Genomic DNA, 20,199 nt, shown 5'->3' on the forward strand with positions numbered 1-20,199 from the left:
GGATCACGACCCTGGATGCAATCTCAGTGAGCCTCGCGCGCCACGACACGCATTTGGCTCGCGGAAAGCAACGCCGGGTTTCCACCGATTTCTGGGACGGCGCGTTCGTCGAACGGTACGGTGCGCACGTAATCGATGATGGTCGGCAAGGAACAACCTTGGTTGCTGGTTGGGGAGAAGGCTGACGGCATTGGAGCAGGCGTCGTTCGGTCGCTACCGGTTGCTGGAGTTACTGGGCCGCGGCGGTATGGGTGAGGTTTACCGCGCGTTCGATTCTGTGACCAATCGGGTGGTGGCGCTGAAGGTTCTGCCGGCGCACCTGGCGCGGGACGAGGGATTTCAGGCGCGGTTCCGTCGGGAGGCGTTTGCTGCGGCGGCTTTGAATGAACCGCATGTGGTGCCGATCCACAATTTCGGCGAGATCGAAGGCCGGCTATACGTGGATATGCGGCTGATCGAGGGCAGCGAGTTGGCGGCGTTGCTCGCTGGTGGGCCGATGAGTCCGAGCCGGGCGGTGTCGATTGTGGAGCAGGTGTGCGCGGCGCTCAATGCCGCCCACAAGGTGGGTTTGGTCCATCGCGATGTCAAACCATCGAACATCCTGGTTGGGGAGTCCGACTTCGCGTATCTGATCGATTTCGGGATTGCGCGTGGGGCTCATGAAAAAGGTTTGACGAGTGCAGGTTTCGCGATTGGGACGTTGGCATATATGGCGCCGGAGCGGCTTACTGCCGGCCAGGTGGACCCCCGCTCGGATATCTATGCGTTGAGTTGTGTGCTTTATGAGTGTTTGACGGGTTGCCGACCTTATCCAGGCGAAGTGGCGGAGCAGTTGCTGACTGAGCATTTGCTGGCCCCGCCGCCGCGGCCGTCGCTGACGGGGGTGGGCGTCCCGTCGGCGTTTGATCAGGTGATCGCCACGGGCATGGCCAAGGACCCGCAGCAGCGGTATCAAAGTGCCCTGGACTTGGCGCGGGCCGCGCGTGCTGCGCTCGATTCCCCAGTCGGCGGTGTTCGCGTCGCCTCCCCGGTGTCGACTCCGCCTTCCGGCCCGCCGGAGAGGCGCAAACCCACCGCCTTCTGGCGGCGTAAGGCCATCGTGGTTCCGGCCGCGATCGCGACGGTCCTCGTCGTCGCCCTCGGTACAACGCTTGCTATCACTCGGCACGGGTCAGAAGGCGCAGAACCCGCCGCGGCACCACCATCTGATGAACACCAGCTGTCCGGGTCGGATGTCGACCAATTGCTCCTCACACCGCAAGGGGTGGGTGGCATTGTCAACGCGACTGAAATGGTCATCCCTAGTAGCAACATATCCGGCCACGAGTCGAACACGGCGTGTGCCGGTGCATTGATCGTCGCGGACCCAAAAGTGTATGAGGACAGCGGATGGACGCACGTCCGCAGCCAAATGCTGGCGCCCTCCATGCAAGCGTCACCTCCGCCACTTCCTCAGGTGAACCAGGCGGCCGTGTTGTTCTCGTCGCCGGGCCAGGCCGGCAAGTTCCTCGGTAAGTCCCGCGATCAGTGGACACGTTGCAGCGGTACTTCCTGGACGCGCGAGTTCACTGATACTGCTAACGCGACGTGGAAACTGGGGCAAGTCGCTGATGTGGGTGATGACTTGATCACCCAGACCCGGACCAGCGACGACACCGGCGGAGTGGTTTGCCAACATGCGATGGGCGTGCTGTCGAATTTGATTGCGGAGTCGCTCGTGTGTGGCCAGGGCATCACGGACGAGGGCCAGCGGATCGTCGCGAGAATCGTGACCGCAGCTAGGGAGTGACGCGCGCGCAGGAAAGCGCGAGCGTGCGTGTTCCCGGGTCCTGCCCCGGAGTGTCGGCCGGGGACACGCACGCTGACCGGAAACCATCGGGCCTACATCGGGGCGTTGGCGGGCTGGAATCCGCCGGTGGAGTCGGCTTCTTCCTCGGCGCGAATCACGTGCACCACGGCATTGATCAACGCCAGGTGGGTGAACGCCTGCGGGAAGTTACCCAGATGCCGGCCGGTGCGCGGCTCGATCTCCTCGGCGTAGAGGTGCAGCGGGCTGGCGTAGGACAGCAGCCGTTCGCACAGGTGCTTAGCGCGGCTGACCTCGCCGATCTCAACCAGCGCCGACACCAGCCAGAACGAGCAGATGGTGAAGGTGCCTTCCTCGCCGGTCAGGCCGTCGTCGGTCTCCTCCACGCGGTAACGCAACACCAGACCTTGTTCGGTGAGGTTATCGGCGATGGCCAGCACGGTCGCGCGCACCCGCGGGTCATCAGGCGGCAGGAACCGGGTCAGCACCACCTGAAGCAGTGACGCGTCCAGCGCGTCGGTGTTGTAGTGCTGGGTGAACACGCCGCTGGAGTTCACCCCGTGCTCGAGGATGTCGGCCTTGATCTCTTCGGCAACGGCCCGCCACTGCTGGGCGTAGCTCTTCTCGCCCTGCCGCTCGGCCAGCTTGGCGCCGCGGTCCAGCGCCACCCAGCACATGACCTTTGACGAGGTGAAGTGCTGCGGTTCGCCACGGACCTCCCAGATGCCGCGGTCGGGCTCACGCCAGTGTCTTGAAGCTTCTTCGACTTGCTTTTTCAGCACGGGCCAGAGCGTCTCTGGGATCTGCTCACGGGATCTGGCGTGCAGGTAGAACGAGTCGAGGATGGCACCCCAAATATCGTGCTGCGCTTGGTTGTAGGCGCCGTTGCCGATTCGGACCGGACGCGCATGGTCGTAGCCGGACAGATGGTGCAACTCTTCTTCGACCAGGCTGCGTTCGCCGCCGACGCCGTACATCACTTGCAGCGGATGGCGTTCATCGTTGTTGGCGCCGGACACGTCGGCGATGAACGCGAAGAAGTCGTCGGCCTCGCGATCCAAACCCAAGGTGTAGAGGCCCCACAATGCGAATGTGGAATCGCGGATCCAGGCGTAGCGGTAGTCCCAGTTACGTTCGCCCTGAGGTGTTTCCGGCAGTGAGGTGGTGCTGGCAGCCAGTAGCGCGCCGGTGGGCGAATACGTCAAACCTTTCAGCGTCAGCGCGCTGCGCTGTAGGTAGGCCCGCCACGGGTGGTCCGGGAAGTTGCCGATGTTGATCCACTGCCGCCATGACTCGGTGGTCTGCCACATTTTGTCGGCGGCCTCTTTATAGCTTTGCGGCGCAGGGTGCTTGGACCAACTCAACGCGACGAACACGTCGTCGCCCTCTTTCAACCGCGTGCGTGCTCGTGCCTCGCGGCCCTCCAGTCCGATCCGCAGGTTGGTGGTCAGCCGCAGCGTCGGATACGCGTCGGGGTTGTGTTTGGTCCGAGCGATGGCTTCGCCGTAGGCATTGGCCGAGTATTCCCACGTCGCCCCGACACGGTGGTAGTCGAACGCCGGCTCGCAGCTCATCATCAGCTCGACGGTGCCGGACACGCAGCGCACCGTGCGCAGCAGAATGTGCTCGGCGTCCCAGTCCATCGGGGTACGACGATGCGTGCGCGACCGTCGCTCGATGTCATGCCACGGACCCATCACCAGCGCATCGCGCACGATCAGCCAGCCGGTGTGGGTCTGCCAGGTGGTCTCCATGATCAGGCTGCCGGGCAAGTAGCGCCGAGCCGACGGCACCGAGACCCCGTAGGGCCCCAACCGGAAGTGGCCGGCGCTCCGATCCAGGATCGCGCCGAACACGCTGGGTGAGTCCGGCCGCGGCACGCACAACCACTCGACCGAACCGGCCGGCGAAATCAGGCACGTCGTCTCGCAGTCGGACAGAAACGCGTAATCGGCGATCGGCGGGAACGGGTTCCGCAACGACCCGGTCGGCGTGAAGGGCACCGGGGACGTGACGGTGAACGGGGGGACCTCCTCGGAAGCTTCCTCGGTCGAATCGGCGTGCAAAACCATGCCGCCATCATCATCTGTGGACCTGTCCGGCGTCTACTCGGGGCCGCCCAGTGAACCAATCAGGCCCGATCTCCACCCGCTGGCCAGCCGCTGATCCTGACACGTTGGATTCGTGAGAAGCGGGGCATAGGGTAAGCCCGGTGAACGGGTTCCTCAGCTGGTGGGACGGCGTCGAGTTGTGGTTGTCGGGGCTCGGGTTCGTCCTGCAGACCGTCGTGGTGATGCCGGTTGTGCTGGCCTTGGCCTACCTCGCTGCCCTGGCGCTGGACACCATGCTGGGCGGGGGGATCGGGCTGATGCGCCGCGCCCGGCAACCCTCGGATGGCCCGGTTCTCCCCCGCAAGCGGGCGGTACCCCCGCCTCGCGCTGTTGTTCCACGGCGCGCATCGTCGCCGGGCGGCGACGAGGGGCCCCGATGACCGGTATGCCCCGATCGCAGGTGACGTTGGTGTTGGTTCTGCTGGTGGTGCTGGTCATCGTCATGTGGTGGCTGACGCACTGAGAGTTGCCGGCTAACCATGCCGGTGCAGCGGATTCTGTTAGGCTTCGCGGCATGCGCGCAGCGTCCGGCAACCGAGAGTGCTATGTCTTGGCACTCATTGCCGTGGGTGATTCCGCTGTGGCCGATGTGCACTGTCGCCGCTGAACCAATACGCGCGCGGTCTGGCGTCGGTGTCGGTGCAACTGACGAGTGCTGGTCACTGAACGACCCGAGGCCTTTCCGTCGCGGTGATTCGATTCCCGCAGCCCGAAAGGTCACCGATGCTTAACCACATCAGGGGATGGCGTGTCGTCGCCCTCGCGATGGCCGCGGCCGTCGCGGCCGCCTGCCACGGTGGTCCCAGCGACGTGGTCGGAGGCAGCGGCCCGCGCAATGCGCGGGTCAGCATCACACTGGTTGCCTACTCTGCTCCAGAACCCGGCTGGAGCAAGGTGATTCCCGCGTTCAACGCCTCCGAAGACGGCAAGGGCGTTCAGGTGGTCAGCTCATATGGGGCCTCCGCGGATCAGTCACGTGGCGTCGTCGACGGCAAACCGGCCGATGTCGTGAATTTCTCGGTCGAACCCGACATCACCCGCCTGGTCAAGGCCGGCAAGGTTTCCAAGGACTGGGACAAGGACGCCACCAAGGGCATCCCGTTCGGCTCGGTGGTGACGCTGGTGGTGCGCCAGGGCAATCCGAAAAACATCAAAGACTGGGATGACTTGGTGAAGCCGGGTGTGGAGGTCATCACCCCCAGTCCGCTCAGTTCGGGCTCGGCGAAATGGAATCTGCTGGCGCCGTACGCCGTCAAGAGTGGCGGAGGACGAAATCCCCAAGCCGGAGTGGATTTCGTCAACAAGCTGGTGGGCCAGCACGTCAAACTGCGTCCGGGGTCCGGGCGCGAAGCCACCGATGTCTTTGTCCAGGGCAGCGGCGATGTGCTGATCAGCTATGAGAATGAGGCCATCGCCACCGAGCGGCAAGGCAAGCCGATCACCCACGTGAACCCGCCGCAGACCTTCAAGATCGACAACCCGCTTGCGGTCGTGACCACCACCGCGCATCTGGACACCGCGACCGCGTTCAAAAACTTTCAGTACTCCGCGCAAGCCCAGAAGTTGTGGGCGGAGGCGGGTTTCCGGCCGGTGGACCCGGCCGTCGCCGCCGATTTCCGTGACCAGTTCCCGGTACCGACGAAGCTGTGGACGATTACTGACCTAGGCGGCTGGGACACCGTGGACCCGCAGTTGTTCGACAAGAACTCCGGCAGCATCACCCGGATCTACATGCGGGCCACCGGATGACGGCCACGATTGCACCCCACCTGACTCAGGCGCGCCGCGGCAACACCCCGCTGCGGGTCGGTATGGCGACGGTGTGGTTGTCGGTGATCGTGTTGCTGCCATTGGCCGCGATCGCCTGGCAAGCAGTCGACGGCGGCTGGCGCGCATTTTGGCTGGCGGTCACCTCGAATGCCGCGCTGGAGTCGTTTCGGGTAACGCTGACGATTTCGGCCGGGGTCACGGTGCTCAATCTGGTGTTCGGCCTGATGATCGCCTGGGTGCTGGTGCGCGACGATTTCCCCGGTAAGCGGCTCGTCGACACGATCATCGACCTGCCGTTCGCGTTGCCCACCATCGTTGCCAGCCTGGTGATGCTGGCCCTCTACGGGCCCAACAGCCCCGTCGGGCTGCATCTGCAGCACACCGGGTGGGGTGTGGGGGTGGCGCTGGCGTTCGTCACGTTGCCGTTCGTGGTGCGCGCCGTCCAACCGGTGTTGCTCGAGATCGACCGCGAGGCTGAGGAGGCGGCCGCGTCGCTGGGCGCCAACAGCGCGACGATCTTCACCTCCGTGGTGCTGCCGTCGCTGACACCGTCGTTGCTAACCGGTGCGGGCCTGGCGTTTTCGCGTGCCATCGGTGAGTTCGGCTCGGTGGTTTTGATCGGCGGTGCGGTGCCCGGGAAAACCGAAGTCTCCTCGCAGTGGATCCGTACCTTGATCGAGAACGACGACCGCACCGGCGCGGCCGCGATATCCATTGTGTTGTTGAGCATCTCGTTCGTCGTGTTGCTCCTCTTGCGCACTGTCGGTTCACGCGCCGCCAAACGCGAGGAGTTGTCGGCATGACGACCTCACCGCGCGTTCGCTGCCTCGTCCGTTGCATCGCGCTGGGCTATGTCGCCGTATTGCTCGTTGTTCCGGTTGCGGTGATCCTGTGGCGAACCTTTTCGCCCGGCATCGGCCAGTTCTACGCCTATATCAGCACGCCCGCGGCGATCTCGGCACTGCAGTTGTCGTTGCTGGTCGTGGCGATTGTGGTGCCGCTGAATGTCGTGTTCGGTATTCCGACGGCATTGATGTTGGCGCGCAACCGGTTTCGTGGTAAGGGTCTGCTGCAGGCCATCATCGATCTGCCGTTTGCCGTTTCGCCCGTCATCGTGGGTGTGGCGCTGATCGTGTTGTGGGGGTCGGCCGGCGCGCTGGGCTTCGTCGAGAGAGATTTAGGGCTCAAGATCATCTTCGGTCTGCCCGGGATCGTGCTGGCGAGTGTCTTCGTCACGCTGCCATTCGTGGTCCGCGAAGTGGAACCGGTGCTGCACGAGTTGGGGACCGACCAGGAGGAGGCCGCCGCAACGCTGGGTTCGACCTGGTGGCAGACCTTTTGGCGGATCACGCTGCCGTCGATCCGGTGGGGCCTCACCTACGGCATCGTGTTGACCATCGCCCGTACTCTCGGCGAATACGGCGCGGTGCTCATGGTGTCGTCGAACCTGCCGGGGAAATCACAGACGTTGACGCTGTTGGTTTCCGACCGCTACAACCGGGGCGCTGAGTACGGTGCCTATGCCTTGTCGACATTGCTGATGGGGGTGTCCGTGGTGGTGCTGATCGTTCAGGTCTTGCTCGACATCCGACGTTCCGGCAAGGAGGCCGCATGACTGCCAACTCAGGGACAGACGCGATCATCGTACGGGGCGCCAACAAACGCCACGGCGACTTCGTCGCACTCGACGACGTGGACTTCACGGTGCCCGCCGGTTCGCTGACGGCGCTGTTGGGCCCTAGCGGGTCGGGCAAGTCGTCGTTGTTGCGTGCCATTGCCGGACTCGACCGGCCTGACACCGGAACCGTGACGATCAACGGCCTCGACGTGACCCGGGTGCCACCGCAGCGGCGGGGCATCGGGTTTGTGTTCCAGCATTACGCCGCTTTCAAGCATTTGACCGTCCGCGACAACGTCGCATTCGGGCTGCGGATTCGCCGGCGGCCGAAGTCGGAGATCAAGAAAAAAGTCGACAATCTGCTCGAGGTGGTGGGGCTCAGCGGTTTTCAGAACCGCTACCCCAACCAGCTCTCCGGTGGTCAACGGCAGCGTATGGCGCTGGCCCGCGCGTTGGCGGTCGACCCGCACGTGCTGCTGCTCGACGAGCCGTTCGGTGCGTTGGACGCCAAGGTCCGCGAAGATCTGCGGGCCTGGCTGCGGCGGTTGCACGACGAGGTGCACGTCACCACGGTGCTGGTGACGCACGACCAGGCCGAGGCGCTCGATGTGGCCGATCGGATTGCAGTGCTCAACAAGGGTCGTATCGAGCAGGTCGGATCCCCGGCCGACGTGTACGACAGTCCGGCGAACGCCTTCGTGATGTCGTTTTTGGGCGCGGTGTCCTCGTTGAACGGCACCTTGGTGCGTCCGCACGACATCCGGGTCGGGCGCAATCCCGACATGAAGATCGCCGCCAGCGACGACGCCGCCAAATCCGCCGGCGTCATCCGCGCCACCATCGACCGCGTGGTGATGCTGGGCTTCGAGGTCCGGGTGGAGTTGACCAACGCCGCCACCGGCGGCCCGTTCACCGCGCAGATCACCCGGGGCGACGCAGAGGCACTCGGTCTGAAAGAAGGCGACACCGTCTACGCGGCCGCCACCCGGGTGCCCGATCTCCCCTTGCCGCGAGCGTGCGTGTCGCCGGTCGACACGCCGACTTAATTCCCGGGTCTGCGCACCCTCGCGCCAGAGATGGTCAGGCCGCAGCCTGCTCCGTCAGCGCCGCATCGAAGCGGTCCAGCACCGTCTGAGCCACCAGCGGATGCGCGCCCAGCGGGGCCGCCATGGCAATACCGCGATCGTGCGCAAAGTCAGCCACTCGATCGGTCAGCCGTCCCGGCGCCAGGAACCAGGGCGCGATCACCAGCCGCCGGGCGCCGGCGCCCCGCAACCGGTCTGCGGCCTCGGCCAGCGAGCCGGCCGCGGTCGCAAACGCGGTCGTCGCATCGGCCCAGCGGGTGCCGGCCGCCAACCTGACGGCCACCGTTGCGGTGCGCGCGTTCGCCGCGGCATCGCTCGAGCCGATCGCCACCACCAGCACACCGAGATCGCGGTCGAGTCCGGAAACAGCCAGTTCGCGCAGTCTTTTGTGCAGTACGGCAATCAGCCGCTCGTCCTCCCCGAGCACCGCCGCCTGTCGCACCCCACGGTGCCCCGCGATCTGTCGAGGAATGTCGATGCGAGCGTGGTAGGCGTCGGCCAGCAAAAACGGTGTCACCACCGAACCGGGAGTGACCACGTCGGCCAGCATCGGCGAGTTCTGCTCGCAGAAGGCAACCCGCACATCCAGGCCCGGGCGCATGCGTCGTAGCCGACCGGCGACGGCCTGCGCATTGGCGGCCGACCGTGGATCCGCGCTGCCGTGCGCGGTGAGCACCAGCGGCGATCGCAAACTCGGCGGAGCCGAGTGCAGCGGGTCGGCGCCAAATGAACCCAGCGTCATGAGGCGTGCAACCCGCATTCGACCTTGCTTATCCCTTGCCAGCGTCCGCTGCGCGGGTCGGCGCCCTCAGCCGGTTTGGCCGTGCAGGGGGCGCAGCCGATCGACGGATATCCTTCGTAGACAAGCGGATTGACCAGCACATCGTTTTCGGCGATGTAGTCGTCCATGTCCTGATCCGACCACGCCGCCAGCGGGTTGATCTTCACCAGCTTGAACGCTTCGTCGAAACTGATCAGCGGGGCGTTGGCCCGGGTGGGCGCCTCGACCCGGCGCAGCCCGGTGACCCAGGCGGAGTAGCCGCGCAGCGCTTTGGACAGCGGCTCCACCTTGCGCAGCCGGCAGCATTCGTTGGGCTCGCGGGCGAACAGGTCCTTGCCCAACAACGAGTCCTGCTCGGCCACCGTGTGCTCAGGCGTGACGTTGAGCACCCGGATGTCGTAGACCGCCTCGACCGCGTCGCGGGTGCCGATGGTTTCGACGAAGTGATAACCGGTGTCGAGGAACAGCACCGGAACGCCGGGCCGCACCTTGGCCGCCAAGTCCACCAGCACCGCGTCCTGCATGTTGGACGCCACGACGTAGTTACAGGTTGCTGCACCCCGCGGGCCGTTGACGCCGCCGAAGTGCTCGTCGGTCCAGCGCAGCAGGTCGGAGGCGTTGGCGTCGGCCAGTTCCGCCGCGCCGCGGGCGGCAAGGTCTCGAAGCTCCGCCTCCGTCGCACCGCTCATCGCAGATCCGCCTCGTCGGCGCGGGCCGCCCAGGTGGCGAACCGCTCGCCGTCGTCGCGTTGTTTGACGAAGTTGCGTACCACCCGGTCGATGTAATCGCTCAGCTCGCTGCTGGTGACTTTGTGCTGGCGCAGCTTGCGGCCGAAACCGCTGTCCAGCCCGAGGCTGCCGCCGAGGTGGACCTGGAAGCCTTCGACCGAGCCGCCGTGGCCGTCGTCGACCATCTGGCCCTTGAACCCGATGTCAGCGACCTGGATGCGCGCACACGAGTTCGGGCAGCCGTTGATGTTGATCGTGATCGGCACATCGAGCCGGGCGTTGATGTCCTCCAACTGGCGCTCCAACTCGGGCACCAAAACCTGCGAGCGACCACGGGTCTCGGCGAACGAGAGCTTGCAGAATTCGATTCCGCTGCACGCCATCAGGTTTCGCCGCCAGTGCGACGGCTGCGATTGGAGGCCCAATGCGTCCAGCCCGGCGATCATCTCGTCGAGTCGCTCGTCGGGCACGTCGAGGATGATCAGCTTCTGATAGGGCGTGAAGCGCGCCCGATCAGATCCGACGCGCTCCATCAGGTCGGCCACCGCGGTCAAGATGGTCCCGGAGACCCGTCCGGCGATCGGGGCCACCCCGACGGCGTTGCGGCCGTTCTTCAGTCGCTGTACGCCGACGTGGTCGATCGGGTGCTTGACCGGTTCGGGGGCCGGGCCGTCGATCAGCTTGCGGCCCAGGTATTCCTGTTCGAGAACCTCACGAAACTTTTCAACGCCCCAATCTTTGATGAGGAACTTCAGCCGGGCCTTGGAGCGCAGCCGCCGGTAGCCGTAATCGCGGAACACGCACGTGACGGCCTCCCACACGTCGGCCACCTCGTCCAGCGGCACCCAGACACCGACCCGTTTGGCCAGCATCGGGTTGGTGGACAATCCGCCGCCGACCCACAGATCCAGACCCGGACCGTGCTCGGGATGGTTGACGCCGATGAAGGAGATGTCGTTGATCTCATGCGCGACGTCCTGCAGGCCCGAGACCGCGGTCTTGTACTTGCGCGGCAGATTCGCGTACTCCGGCTTGCCGATGTAGCGCCGCACGATCTCGTCCAGAGCAGGGGAGGCGTCGAGCACCTCGTCGAGCGATTCCCCGGCCAGCGGCGAACCGAGCATGCCGCGCGGGCAGTCACCGCATGCTTCGGTGGTCTGCAGGCCGACGGCGTCGAGTCGTCGCCAGATCTCGGGAACGTTTTCGATCTCGATCCAGTGGCATTGCAGGTTCTGCCGGTCGGAGATGTCGGCGGTATCCCTGGCGAATTCAGTCGAGATCTGGCCCAGCGTGCGCATCGCGGCGACCGACAGCGGCTTGCCGTCGCAACGCACCCGCATCATGAAGTAGCTGGCCTCGAGCAGGTCGGCGTTCTCGTCGCCGGTCCAGGTGCCGTCGTAACCCTGTTCGCGCTGGGTGTAGAGGCCCAGCCAACGGAACCGCCCACGCAGATCGGTCTTGTCGATGCTGTCGAAACCACGCTTGGCGTAGATGTTTTCGATACGGTCCCGCACGTTGAGGGGCGCGTCGTCGACCTTGAGCTGTTCGTTGGGGTTGAGCGGTTCACGCTCGCCGAGCGCCCACTGGCCTTCGGTGCGACCTTTGGCGGGGCGGGGGGTCGTCATTCGGCGATCTCCTTCGCGGAGGGCCGGCTGGGAACGCGCACATCACCGGTTAGCTGTCCGGCGGCGCAGATCCGCGGCCAGCTGCAAGGACAGGGTGGGCGGGTCTACGACATCAAGGCAGACAGCGACAGCTGCAGACACGCTTGAGATCGATATGCCGGCGCGCCACCAGGGCAATACGGAGCTGGCTGCGGTGGGCGGCGGTCACCCGGCCATTGTGCCACGGATTGCGAAAACCCGCCCGACCGGGTCGAAATTGCGATCACCGTGAATAAAAGCCCGAGGACCGGTGTGTCGGTCCCTCAGATGCAGGCGCCGCTGGGCCAAACTACCTGGGCGCACGCCATCCGGCGCGGGCAGGCAGGCGGTTGAGATGACTGACACGGAACCTTCGCAATCCGGCGTTCGTGACGAAAACCACAACGCCGCGCCGGCGTCGCCGCGCGCGTATCGCCGCTGGTTTGCCGTCGCAGCGCTGGTGGTCGTCCTGGCCGGAGCAGGCGGCTATGTGGGGTGGCTCCAATACGAGCGGCACCAGACGGCGATAGCCACCCAGCAGGCGGTCGCCGCGGCAGTGAAATATGCCGTCGCGCTGACAAATTTTGACAGCCAGGCGATGGACCGCAACATCGCGACGCTACGCGATGGCGCAACCGGCGAGTTCAAGCAACGCTACGACAAATCCAACGGAACGCTGCGCACGGTGTTGCTCGACCACCAGGCAGCAACGCAAGGTCGCGTCGTCGAATCGGTGGTCAAGTCCGCCAGCACCGACCAGGTCGAGGTTCTGCTGTTTGTTGAGCAACTGGTGACCAACACCGATGATCCCGACTCGGAGACCGACTACAGCCTCGTCAACATGACCATGGACAAAGTCGACGGCCAGTGGCTGGCCAGCAAGGTGCAGTTGCGATGAAACGTGGGTGCGCGCTGGCGGCAGTTGCGATCGTGGCGGCGTCGATTAATCCGATCAGCAGCATCGCGTCCGCCGAGGTCAACTGGGACGCGCTTGCGCAGTGTGAATCCGGTGGTAACTGGGCGGCCGATACCGGTAACGGTTTTTACGGCGGCCTGCAGATCAGCAAGGCCACCTGGGAGGACAACGGCGGCGTTGGTTCACCGCAATACGCCTCACGTGCCCAGCAGATCCAGGTGGGGCAGCGGATCATGGCGACCCAGGGGCCGAAAGCGTGGCCATCATGCGCTTCTGGTGGTGGTGCTAGTCGTAAGGCAGCGCCGGTGGGCTCGCTGAATCATTTGTTGAACTACATGTTCGACAAACTCAACGGGTCCTGATTCGAAACAGCTTGCGCTCGGCTCGCCATGGGATGATGGGGTGCCGTGACACCATCTCTGCCCGACGTGCAGCTGGCTCCGGGCGCCCCGTTCGGCGTGTACGTTCACGTGCCGTTCTGCCTGACCCGCTGCGGGTACTGCGACTTCAACACTTACACGCCGGCCGAATTGGGCGGGGTCAACCCCGACGCCTGGCTGCAGGTGCTGGCTTCGGAGCTCGAGTTGGCGGCCGCCAAGCTCGGCGCGCCATCGGTCGCCACCGTGTTCGTCGGGGGCGGGACGCCGTCGCTGCTGGGCAGTGCGCGGCTGTGTGCAGTCCTCGACATGGTCCGCGAGCGCTTTCCGCTGGCGCCGGATGCCGAGGTCACTACCGAGGCCAACCCGGAGTCGACGACGCCGGAGATGTTCGCGGCGCTGCGCGCAACCGGCTACACCCGGGTGTCGCTGGGCATGCAATCGGTGGCGCCGCGGGTGCTGGCCACTCTCGACCGGGTGCACTCCCCGGGGCGGGCGGCGGCCGCGGCCGGCGAGGCGTTGGCGGCCGGTTTCGAGCACGTCAGCCTCGACCTGATCTATGGCACGCCCGGGGAATTCGATGACGACGTGCAACGCTCAGTCGATGCAGTGCTGCAGACTGGCGCCGACCACGTGTCGGCGTACGCGCTGACCGTCGAAGAGGGCACCGCATTGGCCCGCCGGGTGCGCAGTGGCGAGCTGGCCGCTCCCGACGACGACGTGCTGGCGCATCGCTACGAACTGGTGGATGCGACGCTGCGCGCCGCCGGCCTGGACTGGTACGAGGTATCCAACTGGAGCCGGCCCGGCGGGCAGTGCCGTCATAACCTCGGCTACTGGAACGGCGGCCAGTGGTGGGGCGCCGGGCCCGGAGCGCACAGCTTCGTCGGCGCCACGCGATGGTGGAATGTCAAGCACCCCAACACCTATGCGCAGCGGCTCGCCGACGCGTCGCTGCCGGTGGCCGATTTCGAGGCACTGCCAGCCGACGCATTGCACACCGAGGACGTGATGCTGCGCATCCGGCTGCGGGAGGGCCTGCCACTCGACCTACTCGATGCCGCCGAGCGCGAACGTGCCGCGGTCGCCGTCGCCGACGGTTTGCTGGCCCATGAGGGCGCCGACCGGGTGGTGCTCACCGATCGCGGCCGGCTCCTGGCCGACGGCGTGGTGCGCAACGTGCTGGGTTAGGCCGACACCCTCTTCATCCCGGCGCCCTTGACGCGGTGAGTCACCGATCCCCATGCCGAGGGCGAGAAATGGGTGGTGACTTCCTCGAAACCGTCAACCCGAGTAACAGTGAGGACGCCCGTGTCGTGGTTGATCGATAGCTTGTCGCCGTCGTTGGCGTGGACTTCGTCACCGTCGCGAAGCCGGATTGTGAACACGGTGGTTGCCCCTCTCGAATCTGTTCGGTTGTGGTCGGCTGCGGATCTGGTCACCGGTCGGGCCGAACGTGATGCTACGAATGACCCGCAGCGAGCCGCGATCCATTGCGGGACTACGGATTGAACGTTGTGGAAACGTTCGATGACCAGCCAAGCACGGGAACTGTCCGACGACCCGAAGCGTGCGGCGCCCACGGGCGTCGTCGGTGGTCGATTCGACGGTTCAGGCCGTGATCACGGCCGGTGCGGGGCAGTCGACGGCAGTTAAAGTCAGGACTACTTAAATGGCCGACCGCGCACTTTGGCCCGGAGCCTCCCACCTGTTCTGAGGTTAGGCTAGTCTTACTAGCCGTGACCGAAGTCCAGACTAGCTCCGTAGACGCCGAGTCACTGTCATGTCGGTTACCCGCCGATATCGCCCCCGCCGACCTGGCAGCCGAGCTGGTTGCCGCGTTGCCCGAGTGCGACGGCGAGGAATATCTGCTCTACGAGCACGACGGCCAATGGGTGCTGGCCGCTGGGGTGCTGGCGATGGTCGAGCTGGACTGCAATGAGTTGCGCGTCACCCGGGACGGCGTCACACGACGGGAATCCTGGTCGGGGCGCCCGGGACCGGTCCTCGGCGAGGCGATTGACCGATTGTTGCTGGAAACCGACGAGCTGTTCGGGTGGGTCGCCTTCGAATTCGGTGCCTATCGTTTTGGGCTGCAGGACCGGCTGGCCCCGAATACGCCGTTGGCGCGGGTGTTTTGGCCGCGCACCCGAATCGTGATCACTGACGAGACGGTGCGGCTGCTCGACGCCGGGCCACGCCACCGCGATGCGGTCGACGGGTTGTTGCGTGATGGTTTGAATGCCACGCCGTCCGCGTCCGCTCTCGACGTGGCGACTGATAACACCGGCTACCGCGGTCGAGTGTCAGCGGCGATCGAGGAAATCAACAGCGGCGGCTATCACAAAGTGATCCTGTCCCGCTGTGTCGACGTGCCGTTCCGGCTCGACTTCCCAGCGACGTATCGGCTGGGCCGTCGGCACAACACGCCAGCGCGGTCGTTCCTGTTGCGACTGGGTGGTTTCCGCGCGGTCGGTTACAGCCCCGAACTGGTCGCGGCGGTCCGCCGCGACGGGGCCGTGATCACCGAGCCGCTGGCCGGCACTCGGGCGCTGGGGCGGGGGGAGGCACGGGATCGCCAAGCCCGCGACGATCTCGAATCGAACTCCAAAGAGATCGTCGAGCACGCCATGTCGGTCCGGAGCTCGCTGCTGGAGATTACCGAGGTCGCCGAAGCAGGCAGCGCCGTAGTCACCGATTTCATGACAGTGCGCGAACGCGGCAGCGTGCAGCACCTGGGCTCGACGGTCAGCGGACGGCTGTGCACGTCGAAAAACCGGATGGACGCGCTGGAGACGTTGTTCCCCGCCGTCACCGCGTCCGGCATTCCCAAGGCGGCCAGTGTCGATGCCATCCTGCGCCTCGACGAAAGCCCGCGCACTCTGTATTCCGGTGCGGTGGTGAAGTTTTCCAGTGACGGTGGGTTGGACGCTGCGCTGACGTTGCGGGCGGTCTATGAACACGACGGACGAACGTGGCTGCGTGCCGGAGCCGGCGTCATCGGCGCATCGAACCCTGAGCGCGAATTCGAGGAGACCTGCGAGAAGCTGACAACGCTAGCGCCATATCTGGTCGCGAGGTCCTAACCCTTTTGCGCGAGCGTGCGTGTTCCCGGCCGACACGCCGTAGCAGAACCCGTTTTTGCGCACGCTCGCGGAGATGGGTCAGGCGTTCTCCATGTAATCGCCAAGGATCTTGCTGACCAGTGATTCGATCGTCGTTTCGATCGACGACGCCAGCGTGGCGGTGACCGAGGCGACGGCCTGGGTACGGAACCGGACCAACATCGTGATCAGCTCGGCGATTTCGGTGTCGGCGGGCAGCGCCTCGCCTGGTTTGAGCCGGTGGGCGACGTGCTCGGCGCCGGCGCGTACCAGCATCTCGCTGATCTGGTCGATCAGCGGCACGATCTGCTCGTGCAGGTCAATCATTTTGGCCAAGCTGACGCCGTAGCTGCGGATCTCGTTGAACGCGTCGATCAGTTTGGGCCGGGTGATCGTGGCCCGTGGGCCGTCGACGCGGATCACACCCAGGCCTACCAGCCGCTCGAAGGCGAGCGGGTCGTCGATGCGTCGACGCGCGTCGGCGAGCGGCATTGTCTCGGACTTTTCGGTGGTCCAGGTGCCCACGATCGCGGTCTCTAAGCCCAGCACGTCGCCGAGGTTCTTGCCTTCCTCCCACGCGCTGAGCATTTCCCGTACGTGCGCAATGTTGTATCCGCGGTCGAGCATCGACGTGATTAACCGCAGTCGGGTCAGGTGGGTGTCGTTGAACAGCGCGATGCGCCCGACGCGCAACGGCGGCGGCAGCAGACCGCGATCGCGGTAGACCCGAATATTGCGGGTGGTGGTGCCGGCCAGCCGCGCCAGGTCGTCGATGCGGTATTCCCCGGACATACCGTGGGGCTGACGTGCCGCCGCGTCGAATAGCTGTGCCACCGCAGTGTCGATGACCTCGCGTGACTGACGCCGAACGCGTTGCGGTGCGCGTCGTAGGTTGGCCAGCACTGCGGCGATGGTGCCGGTCTCTGGTCGTACCGCTCGGTCGGGAGCCATCGGCGGATCAGGCCGCCTGGTAGTCGGCGAACCGGAAGTCACGCATCTGTCGAAGATACTGGGTGGCGAATCCGGGATACATCGACGCGTTGAACCCGTCCTTGGTCAGATACCAGCTGCTGCAACCCGACATCCAGGTCGTCTTAGTCAGGCGCTGCTGGATGCGTTCGTTGTAGCGGCGCTGCACGTCTGCGCGTACGTCGAGGTAACGCAGGTCGTTGTCGAGGATGGTGGTGATGGCGCGCACCGCGTAGTCCAGCTGGCCTTCGATATACACCAACAGCGAGTTATGGCCGGGCCCAGAGTTGGGTCCGGTCATGAAGAACAAATTCGGATACCCGTGTGCGCTGGCGCTTTTGTAGGCCTGCGCGCCGTTGGCCCACTCTTGGGTCAGCGACCGGCCGCCCAGCCCGGTGACCGGGAACGGCGGGCCGGTCAGGTGCACGTCGTAGCCGGTGGCGAACACAATGCAGTCCAGATGATGTTCGATGCCGTCACTGGTGCGGATCCCCACCGGGCTCAGCGTCGCGATCGGCCAGTCGATGAGCTTGCAGTTATCGCGCTGCAGGGCGGGGTAGTAGTCGCTGGAGACCAGCATGCGTTTGCAGCCCGGCGCAAAACTGGGCGTCAGCTGCCGGCGTAGCCACGGGTCTTTGACGGCCATCCGAAGATGTGCGCGCCCCAGTTGAGCCACCAGAGAGGTCAGCGGCGTGTTCCACACCAGCGCGGTCGCGCTGGCCTCATGACCCCAGAACAGTGCTTGTCGAGCAAGCTCTTGGGCGGCAGGCACTTTCGCAAACATGGCCTGCAGCGCCGGTGGGGTGGCCACGTCCAGGCGGGGGAGTACCCAGCCTGGTGTGCGCTGGAATACCTTGACGAACTCGGCGTGCTTGACCAGTTCGGGAATGATTTGGATGGCGCTGGCCCCGGTGCCGACGACGGCGACGCGCTTGCCCGCGAAGTCGTAGTCCTGATCCCAGCGGGCGCTGTGGATCTTGTGACCCTGATAGGAGTCGATGCCGCGGATGTCGGGAAAGCTCGAGTCCGGCAGCGGTCCGGACGCCAACACCACCGTGCGAGCGCGAAATCGCTTACCAGTTGCGGTGGTTGCGGTCCAGACACCGGCGTCGTCATCGAACGACAATCCGTTGACTTCGCTGCCGAATTCGATGCGGCGACGGATGTCGAACCGGGTGGCCATGTCCTCGATGTGGCGACGGATCTCCTCGGCGGGAGAGTATGTGCGCGACCAGCCCGGGTTTTTGACGAACGAGAACGAATACAGCAGCGACGGGATGTCGCAGCTGGCGCCCGGGTAGGTCGTGTCGCGCCAGGTTCCGCCCACCCGGTCGCTACGTTCCAGGATGACGAAATCGTCGACGCCGGCTTCGGCAAGCTTGATCGCGGCGCCCAGTCCGGTGAAGCCGGCGCCCACAATCAGCGCGGCGTGGGTGTGGTTGCGCGCCATCGCTTAAGCCGCCGGCTCGTGGGTGACTTCTCTCACCCAGCTCGGTACCGACGGCAGCAGGGGCCGTGGATACCGGTCGGAAAGCCACACCATCGAGTTGGCCAGCAGGTGGTAGGGGTGGCGCGGGTTCGTGACCACGCCGGCGTAGCGCCGCAGGAATCGATACGTCGGTACCCGCCCGGTGTGTGGACCGCGGTCGCCGAGCTCTTTGAATCGTTTGACGGCTTTATATAGCCGCTCGGGCTCCATACCCATGGCGGTGATCTCGTTGCGGATTCTGTTGATCAGCGGCGCGCCCATGACTGCGCCGATGATCAGGCCCGGAGTGGCATTGCGACCGACGAAGTCGATCAGCAACCGTCGGACCTTCGCGTGGCCTATCATGTCGAGAACTTCGAAATCGACGACCAGATGGCGTGATTCGTCATTGTTGATCTTCTCGAACACCTGGTGACAAACCGGGTCGTGCACCTCGTCGAGGAGGAACTTCAACAGGGCGCCGTCCAGGGCGACTTCGAGCATCGGGATGACGGTGCCGAGCAGAGACAGCGGCATGTCGTCGGCCCAGCGGTCCAGCCAGTCAATGGCCAGCCTGATGTTCACGTTCGGCTCGGGAACCTCATTGTCCTCGAGCATGCCCCAGCGCTTCATCAGTGCCAGTTCGGCGTTGGCGTGGCGTTGCTCTTCGGCGTGGAAGTAGCGGTAGATCTCGGCGATGGTGGGGTTGGGCGCCTTCTTGGCCAACGCGGCAAAGCCGCGGGCACCGATGTTTTCGATCCAGCACAGGTCGGCCATAAAGGCTTTCAGCTTGGGCCGGAACTCGTCGCTGATGGTTTCGGCGCCGGGCGCGTCCCAGTCGATGTCAGCCAGTGCCCATTGCCGGTCCTTGATCTTGGCCAACATCATGTCCATGTCGATGGTCATCTGCGCCGCTCCTTCGCGATCTTCAGTGCAGCCCGCCGCGCGACACCAGCCCGACCGTTCGGGTGTAGGTCGTCGGGGCGAGACGTTTGACGTTCCAGCCGATTTTGGCGTCCAGCTGCGGCATGCAGTACAGCTCGCCGCGATCGTGGGCATCCAGACAACTGCGTGCGACTTTGGTGGCCGAAAGTCCGGTCCAGCGCATCAGCTTGGCCGCCAGTTCGGTCGACTGGGCGCTGATGCGGCCGGATTCGACGATGTTGGTCTTGACGAAGGTGGGACACAGCGCCGTGACTTTCACGCCCGCACCGGGCAATTCGGCAGCCAGGGTCTCCGACAGCGACAAGACGCCCGCCTTGCTCACGTTGTAGGCGGCCATACCGGGGGCGGCGCCGAACGCTGCGGCCGAGGCGACGTTGATGATGCCCCGCGGCTTCTTGGCAGGCTCGGCCGCCCGCAGGATCGGCGCGAACACGTGACAGCCGTGGATGGGGCCCCACAGGTTGATGCCCAGGGTCCAGTGCCAATCGTCCAGAGAGACTTCGCCGATGGGTGCCCCACCGGCGCCGACGCCGGCGTTGTTGATCACCAGCGTGGGCGCGGCGCCGAACCAGGACTCTGACCGTGCTGCGAGGTCGGCGACGTCGTCGATCTGAGAGACATCGCAGCAGATCGCGGTGGCGTGGCCGCCAGCTGCGGTAATCGCTTCAGCAGTTTGGGCGGCGGCGGCTTCGTTGATGTCGCTGCACACCACCGCGCCGCCCCGACGGGCGAGTTCGACGGCGAACGCCGCGCCGATTCCGCTGCCGGCGCCGGTGACCACTGCAGACGCGTCGTGGCTGGTCTTGTTTGCGGCGTGGGACAGTCCGGGCAGGAGGGGGATGCCGATCACATCATTGAGTCAACAGCCAATGGTGAC

21 protein-coding genes and 1 pseudogene are annotated in these 20,199 nt (G+C 65.3%); 11 read left to right on the plus strand and 11 right to left on the minus strand.

Annotated elements, in window-relative coordinates:
• Positions 1-23: 23 nt before the first annotated feature.
• A complete protein-coding gene (locus AC5Y5W_RS22685; protein ID WP_500012897.1) occupies positions 24-149 on the minus strand; it encodes a hypothetical protein in 126 nt (41 codons plus the stop codon).
• A gap of 41 nt (positions 150-190) precedes the next feature.
• Between AC5Y5W_RS22685 and AC5Y5W_RS22690 the strand changes: the two genes are divergently transcribed.
• Entirely contained in the window at positions 191-1,789 is a 1,599-nt protein-coding gene (locus AC5Y5W_RS22690) for a serine/threonine-protein kinase PknH/PknJ (protein WP_500012988.1), read from the plus strand.
• Positions 1,790-1,881: 92 nt separating this feature from the next.
• Here the strand turns inward: AC5Y5W_RS22690 and AC5Y5W_RS22695 are convergent, their stop codons facing one another.
• Complete coding sequence (locus AC5Y5W_RS22695; RefSeq protein ID WP_500012899.1) at positions 1,882-3,879, minus strand: glycoside hydrolase family 15 protein; 1,998 nt, start codon at positions 3,877-3,879, stop codon at positions 1,882-1,884.
• Between the two features lie 140 nt (positions 3,880-4,019).
• Here AC5Y5W_RS22695 and AC5Y5W_RS22700 point away from each other — a divergent pair.
• From AC5Y5W_RS22700 to AC5Y5W_RS22725, 6 genes and pseudogenes are all read left to right on the plus strand, one after another.
• Positions 4,020-4,208 (plus strand): annotated as a pseudogene (locus AC5Y5W_RS22700) (hypothetical protein); the annotation flags it as partial.
• Between the two features lie 224 nt (positions 4,209-4,432).
• A complete protein-coding gene (locus tag AC5Y5W_RS22705; protein WP_419866436.1) occupies positions 4,433-4,525 on the plus strand; it encodes an Ms4533A family Cys-rich leader peptide in 93 nt (30 codons plus the stop codon).
• A 158-nt stretch (positions 4,526-4,683) separates the two neighbouring features.
• On the plus strand, positions 4,684-5,667 hold the full coding sequence (locus tag AC5Y5W_RS22710) for a sulfate ABC transporter substrate-binding protein (protein ID WP_500012990.1): 984 nt from the start codon (positions 4,684-4,686) through the stop codon (positions 5,665-5,667).
• A complete protein-coding gene (cysT, locus tag AC5Y5W_RS22715; RefSeq protein ID WP_500012900.1) occupies positions 5,664-6,491 on the plus strand; it encodes a sulfate ABC transporter permease subunit CysT in 828 nt (275 codons plus the stop codon). Before AC5Y5W_RS22710 ends, cysT begins: the two co-directional genes overlap by 4 nt.
• Positions 6,488-7,303 (plus strand): sulfate ABC transporter permease subunit CysW, encoded by an 816-nt coding sequence (cysW, locus tag AC5Y5W_RS22720; protein WP_500012902.1) that lies wholly within the window; start codon positions 6,488-6,490, stop codon positions 7,301-7,303. The genes cysT and cysW overlap by 4 nt, the downstream gene beginning before the upstream one ends.
• Positions 7,300-8,352 (plus strand): sulfate/molybdate ABC transporter ATP-binding protein, encoded by a 1,053-nt coding sequence (locus tag AC5Y5W_RS22725; protein WP_500012904.1) that lies wholly within the window; start codon positions 7,300-7,302, stop codon positions 8,350-8,352. The genes cysW and AC5Y5W_RS22725 overlap by 4 nt, the downstream gene beginning before the upstream one ends.
• Before the next feature lie 34 nt (positions 8,353-8,386).
• Here the strand turns inward: AC5Y5W_RS22725 and AC5Y5W_RS22730 are convergent, their stop codons facing one another.
• From AC5Y5W_RS22730 to AC5Y5W_RS22745, 4 genes are all read right to left on the minus strand, one after another.
• Positions 8,387-9,133, minus strand: a complete 747-nt coding sequence (locus tag AC5Y5W_RS22730) for a sirohydrochlorin chelatase (RefSeq protein ID WP_500012991.1) — start codon at positions 9,131-9,133, stop codon at positions 8,387-8,389.
• A complete protein-coding gene (locus AC5Y5W_RS22735) occupies positions 9,130-9,861 on the minus strand; it encodes a phosphoadenylyl-sulfate reductase (RefSeq protein ID WP_500012906.1) in 732 nt (243 codons plus the stop codon). The genes AC5Y5W_RS22730 and AC5Y5W_RS22735 overlap by 4 nt, the downstream gene beginning before the upstream one ends.
• The gene (locus AC5Y5W_RS22740) at positions 9,858-11,525 is read right to left on the minus strand and encodes a nitrite/sulfite reductase (RefSeq protein WP_500012908.1); all 1,668 of its coding nucleotides are present in this window, start codon (positions 11,523-11,525) and stop codon (positions 9,858-9,860) included. The genes AC5Y5W_RS22735 and AC5Y5W_RS22740 overlap by 4 nt, the downstream gene beginning before the upstream one ends.
• A 112-nt stretch (positions 11,526-11,637) precedes the next feature.
• Positions 11,638-11,733 (minus strand): Ms4527A family Cys-rich leader peptide, encoded by a 96-nt coding sequence (locus AC5Y5W_RS22745; RefSeq protein WP_500012909.1) that lies wholly within the window; start codon positions 11,731-11,733, stop codon positions 11,638-11,640.
• 165 nt (positions 11,734-11,898) lie between these two features.
• Here AC5Y5W_RS22745 and AC5Y5W_RS22750 point away from each other — a divergent pair, with 165 nt between their 5' ends.
• From AC5Y5W_RS22750 to hemW, 3 genes are read left to right on the plus strand one after another with little or no spacing between them, the layout of a single operon-like run.
• A complete protein-coding gene (locus AC5Y5W_RS22750) occupies positions 11,899-12,441 on the plus strand; it encodes an Rv1363c family protein (RefSeq protein WP_500012911.1) in 543 nt (180 codons plus the stop codon).
• Positions 12,411-12,821: a transglycosylase family protein gene (locus AC5Y5W_RS22755; protein ID WP_500012912.1), complete on the plus strand. Its 411-nt coding sequence runs from the start codon at positions 12,411-12,413 to the stop codon at positions 12,819-12,821. The genes AC5Y5W_RS22750 and AC5Y5W_RS22755 overlap by 31 nt, the downstream gene beginning before the upstream one ends.
• Positions 12,822-12,866: 45 nt before the next feature.
• Positions 12,867-14,027, plus strand: coding sequence for a radical SAM family heme chaperone HemW (hemW, locus tag AC5Y5W_RS22760; protein WP_500012914.1), 1,161 nt, complete (start codon positions 12,867-12,869; stop codon positions 14,025-14,027).
• On the opposite strand, the gene AC5Y5W_RS22765 is transcribed toward hemW, so the two are convergent.
• Entirely contained in the window at positions 14,024-14,224 is a 201-nt protein-coding gene (locus tag AC5Y5W_RS22765) for a hypothetical protein (RefSeq protein ID WP_500012916.1), read from the minus strand. The two genes, hemW and AC5Y5W_RS22765, sit on opposite strands and share 4 nt — an antisense overlap.
• A gap of 351 nt (positions 14,225-14,575) precedes the next feature.
• On the opposite strand from AC5Y5W_RS22765, the gene AC5Y5W_RS22770 reads away from it, so the two are divergent.
• On the plus strand, positions 14,576-15,922 hold the full coding sequence (locus AC5Y5W_RS22770) for a salicylate synthase (RefSeq protein WP_500012917.1): 1,347 nt from the start codon (positions 14,576-14,578) through the stop codon (positions 15,920-15,922).
• A gap of 78 nt (positions 15,923-16,000) precedes the next feature.
• Here the strand turns inward: AC5Y5W_RS22770 and AC5Y5W_RS22775 are convergent, their stop codons facing one another.
• Genes AC5Y5W_RS22775 through AC5Y5W_RS22790 form a run of 4 tightly spaced genes read right to left on the minus strand, consistent with a single transcriptional unit; the run spans position 16,001 to position 20,163 of the window.
• Positions 16,001-16,891 (minus strand): MerR family transcriptional regulator, encoded by an 891-nt coding sequence (locus tag AC5Y5W_RS22775; RefSeq protein ID WP_500012918.1) that lies wholly within the window; start codon positions 16,889-16,891, stop codon positions 16,001-16,003.
• 7 nt (positions 16,892-16,898) lie between these two features.
• Positions 16,899-18,359, minus strand: coding sequence for a flavin-containing monooxygenase (locus AC5Y5W_RS22780; protein ID WP_500012919.1), 1,461 nt, complete (start codon positions 18,357-18,359; stop codon positions 16,899-16,901).
• Positions 18,360-18,362: 3 nt separating this feature from the next.
• Positions 18,363-19,283, minus strand: a complete 921-nt coding sequence (locus AC5Y5W_RS22785) for a ferritin-like domain-containing protein (RefSeq protein WP_500012921.1) — start codon at positions 19,281-19,283, stop codon at positions 18,363-18,365.
• Positions 19,284-19,305: 22 nt separating this feature from the next.
• Positions 19,306-20,163: an SDR family NAD(P)-dependent oxidoreductase gene (locus AC5Y5W_RS22790; protein ID WP_500012992.1), complete on the minus strand. Its 858-nt coding sequence runs from the start codon at positions 20,161-20,163 to the stop codon at positions 19,306-19,308.
• Positions 20,164-20,199: the final 36 nt, after the last annotated feature.

The sequence above is a fragment of the Mycobacterium sp. NGS51 genome (assembly GCF_059812525.1).

Bases quoted from the DNA above. Each gene is read 5' to 3' on its own strand.
- AC5Y5W_RS22695 (WP_500012899.1), bottom strand. From the start codon at position 3,879: ATGGTTTTGCACGCCGATTCGACCGAGGAAGCTTCCGAGGAGGTCCCC.
- AC5Y5W_RS22705 (WP_419866436.1), top strand. From the start codon at position 4,433: ATGCGCGCAGCGTCCGGCAACCGAGAGTGCTATGTCTTGGCACTCATT.
- AC5Y5W_RS22710 (WP_500012990.1), top strand. From the start codon at position 4,684: ATGGCCGCGGCCGTCGCGGCCGCCTGCCACGGTGGTCCCAGCGACGTG.
- cysT (WP_500012900.1), top strand. From the start codon at position 5,664: ATGACGGCCACGATTGCACCCCACCTGACTCAGGCGCGCCGCGGCAAC.
- cysW (WP_500012902.1), top strand. From the start codon at position 6,488: ATGACGACCTCACCGCGCGTTCGCTGCCTCGTCCGTTGCATCGCGCTG.
- AC5Y5W_RS22725 (WP_500012904.1), top strand. From the start codon at position 7,300: ATGACTGCCAACTCAGGGACAGACGCGATCATCGTACGGGGCGCCAAC.
- AC5Y5W_RS22730 (WP_500012991.1), bottom strand. From the start codon at position 9,133: ATGACGCTGGGTTCATTTGGCGCCGACCCGCTGCACTCGGCTCCGCCG.
- AC5Y5W_RS22735 (WP_500012906.1), bottom strand. From the start codon at position 9,861: ATGAGCGGTGCGACGGAGGCGGAGCTTCGAGACCTTGCCGCCCGCGGC.
- AC5Y5W_RS22740 (WP_500012908.1), bottom strand. From the start codon at position 11,525: ATGACGACCCCCCGCCCCGCCAAAGGTCGCACCGAAGGCCAGTGGGCG.
- AC5Y5W_RS22750 (WP_500012911.1), top strand. From the start codon at position 11,899: ATGACTGACACGGAACCTTCGCAATCCGGCGTTCGTGACGAAAACCAC.
- AC5Y5W_RS22775 (WP_500012918.1), bottom strand. From the start codon at position 16,891: ATGGCTCCCGACCGAGCGGTACGACCAGAGACCGGCACCATCGCCGCA.
- AC5Y5W_RS22780 (WP_500012919.1), bottom strand. From the start codon at position 18,359: ATGGCGCGCAACCACACCCACGCCGCGCTGATTGTGGGCGCCGGCTTC.
- AC5Y5W_RS22785 (WP_500012921.1), bottom strand. From the start codon at position 19,283: ATGACCATCGACATGGACATGATGTTGGCCAAGATCAAGGACCGGCAA.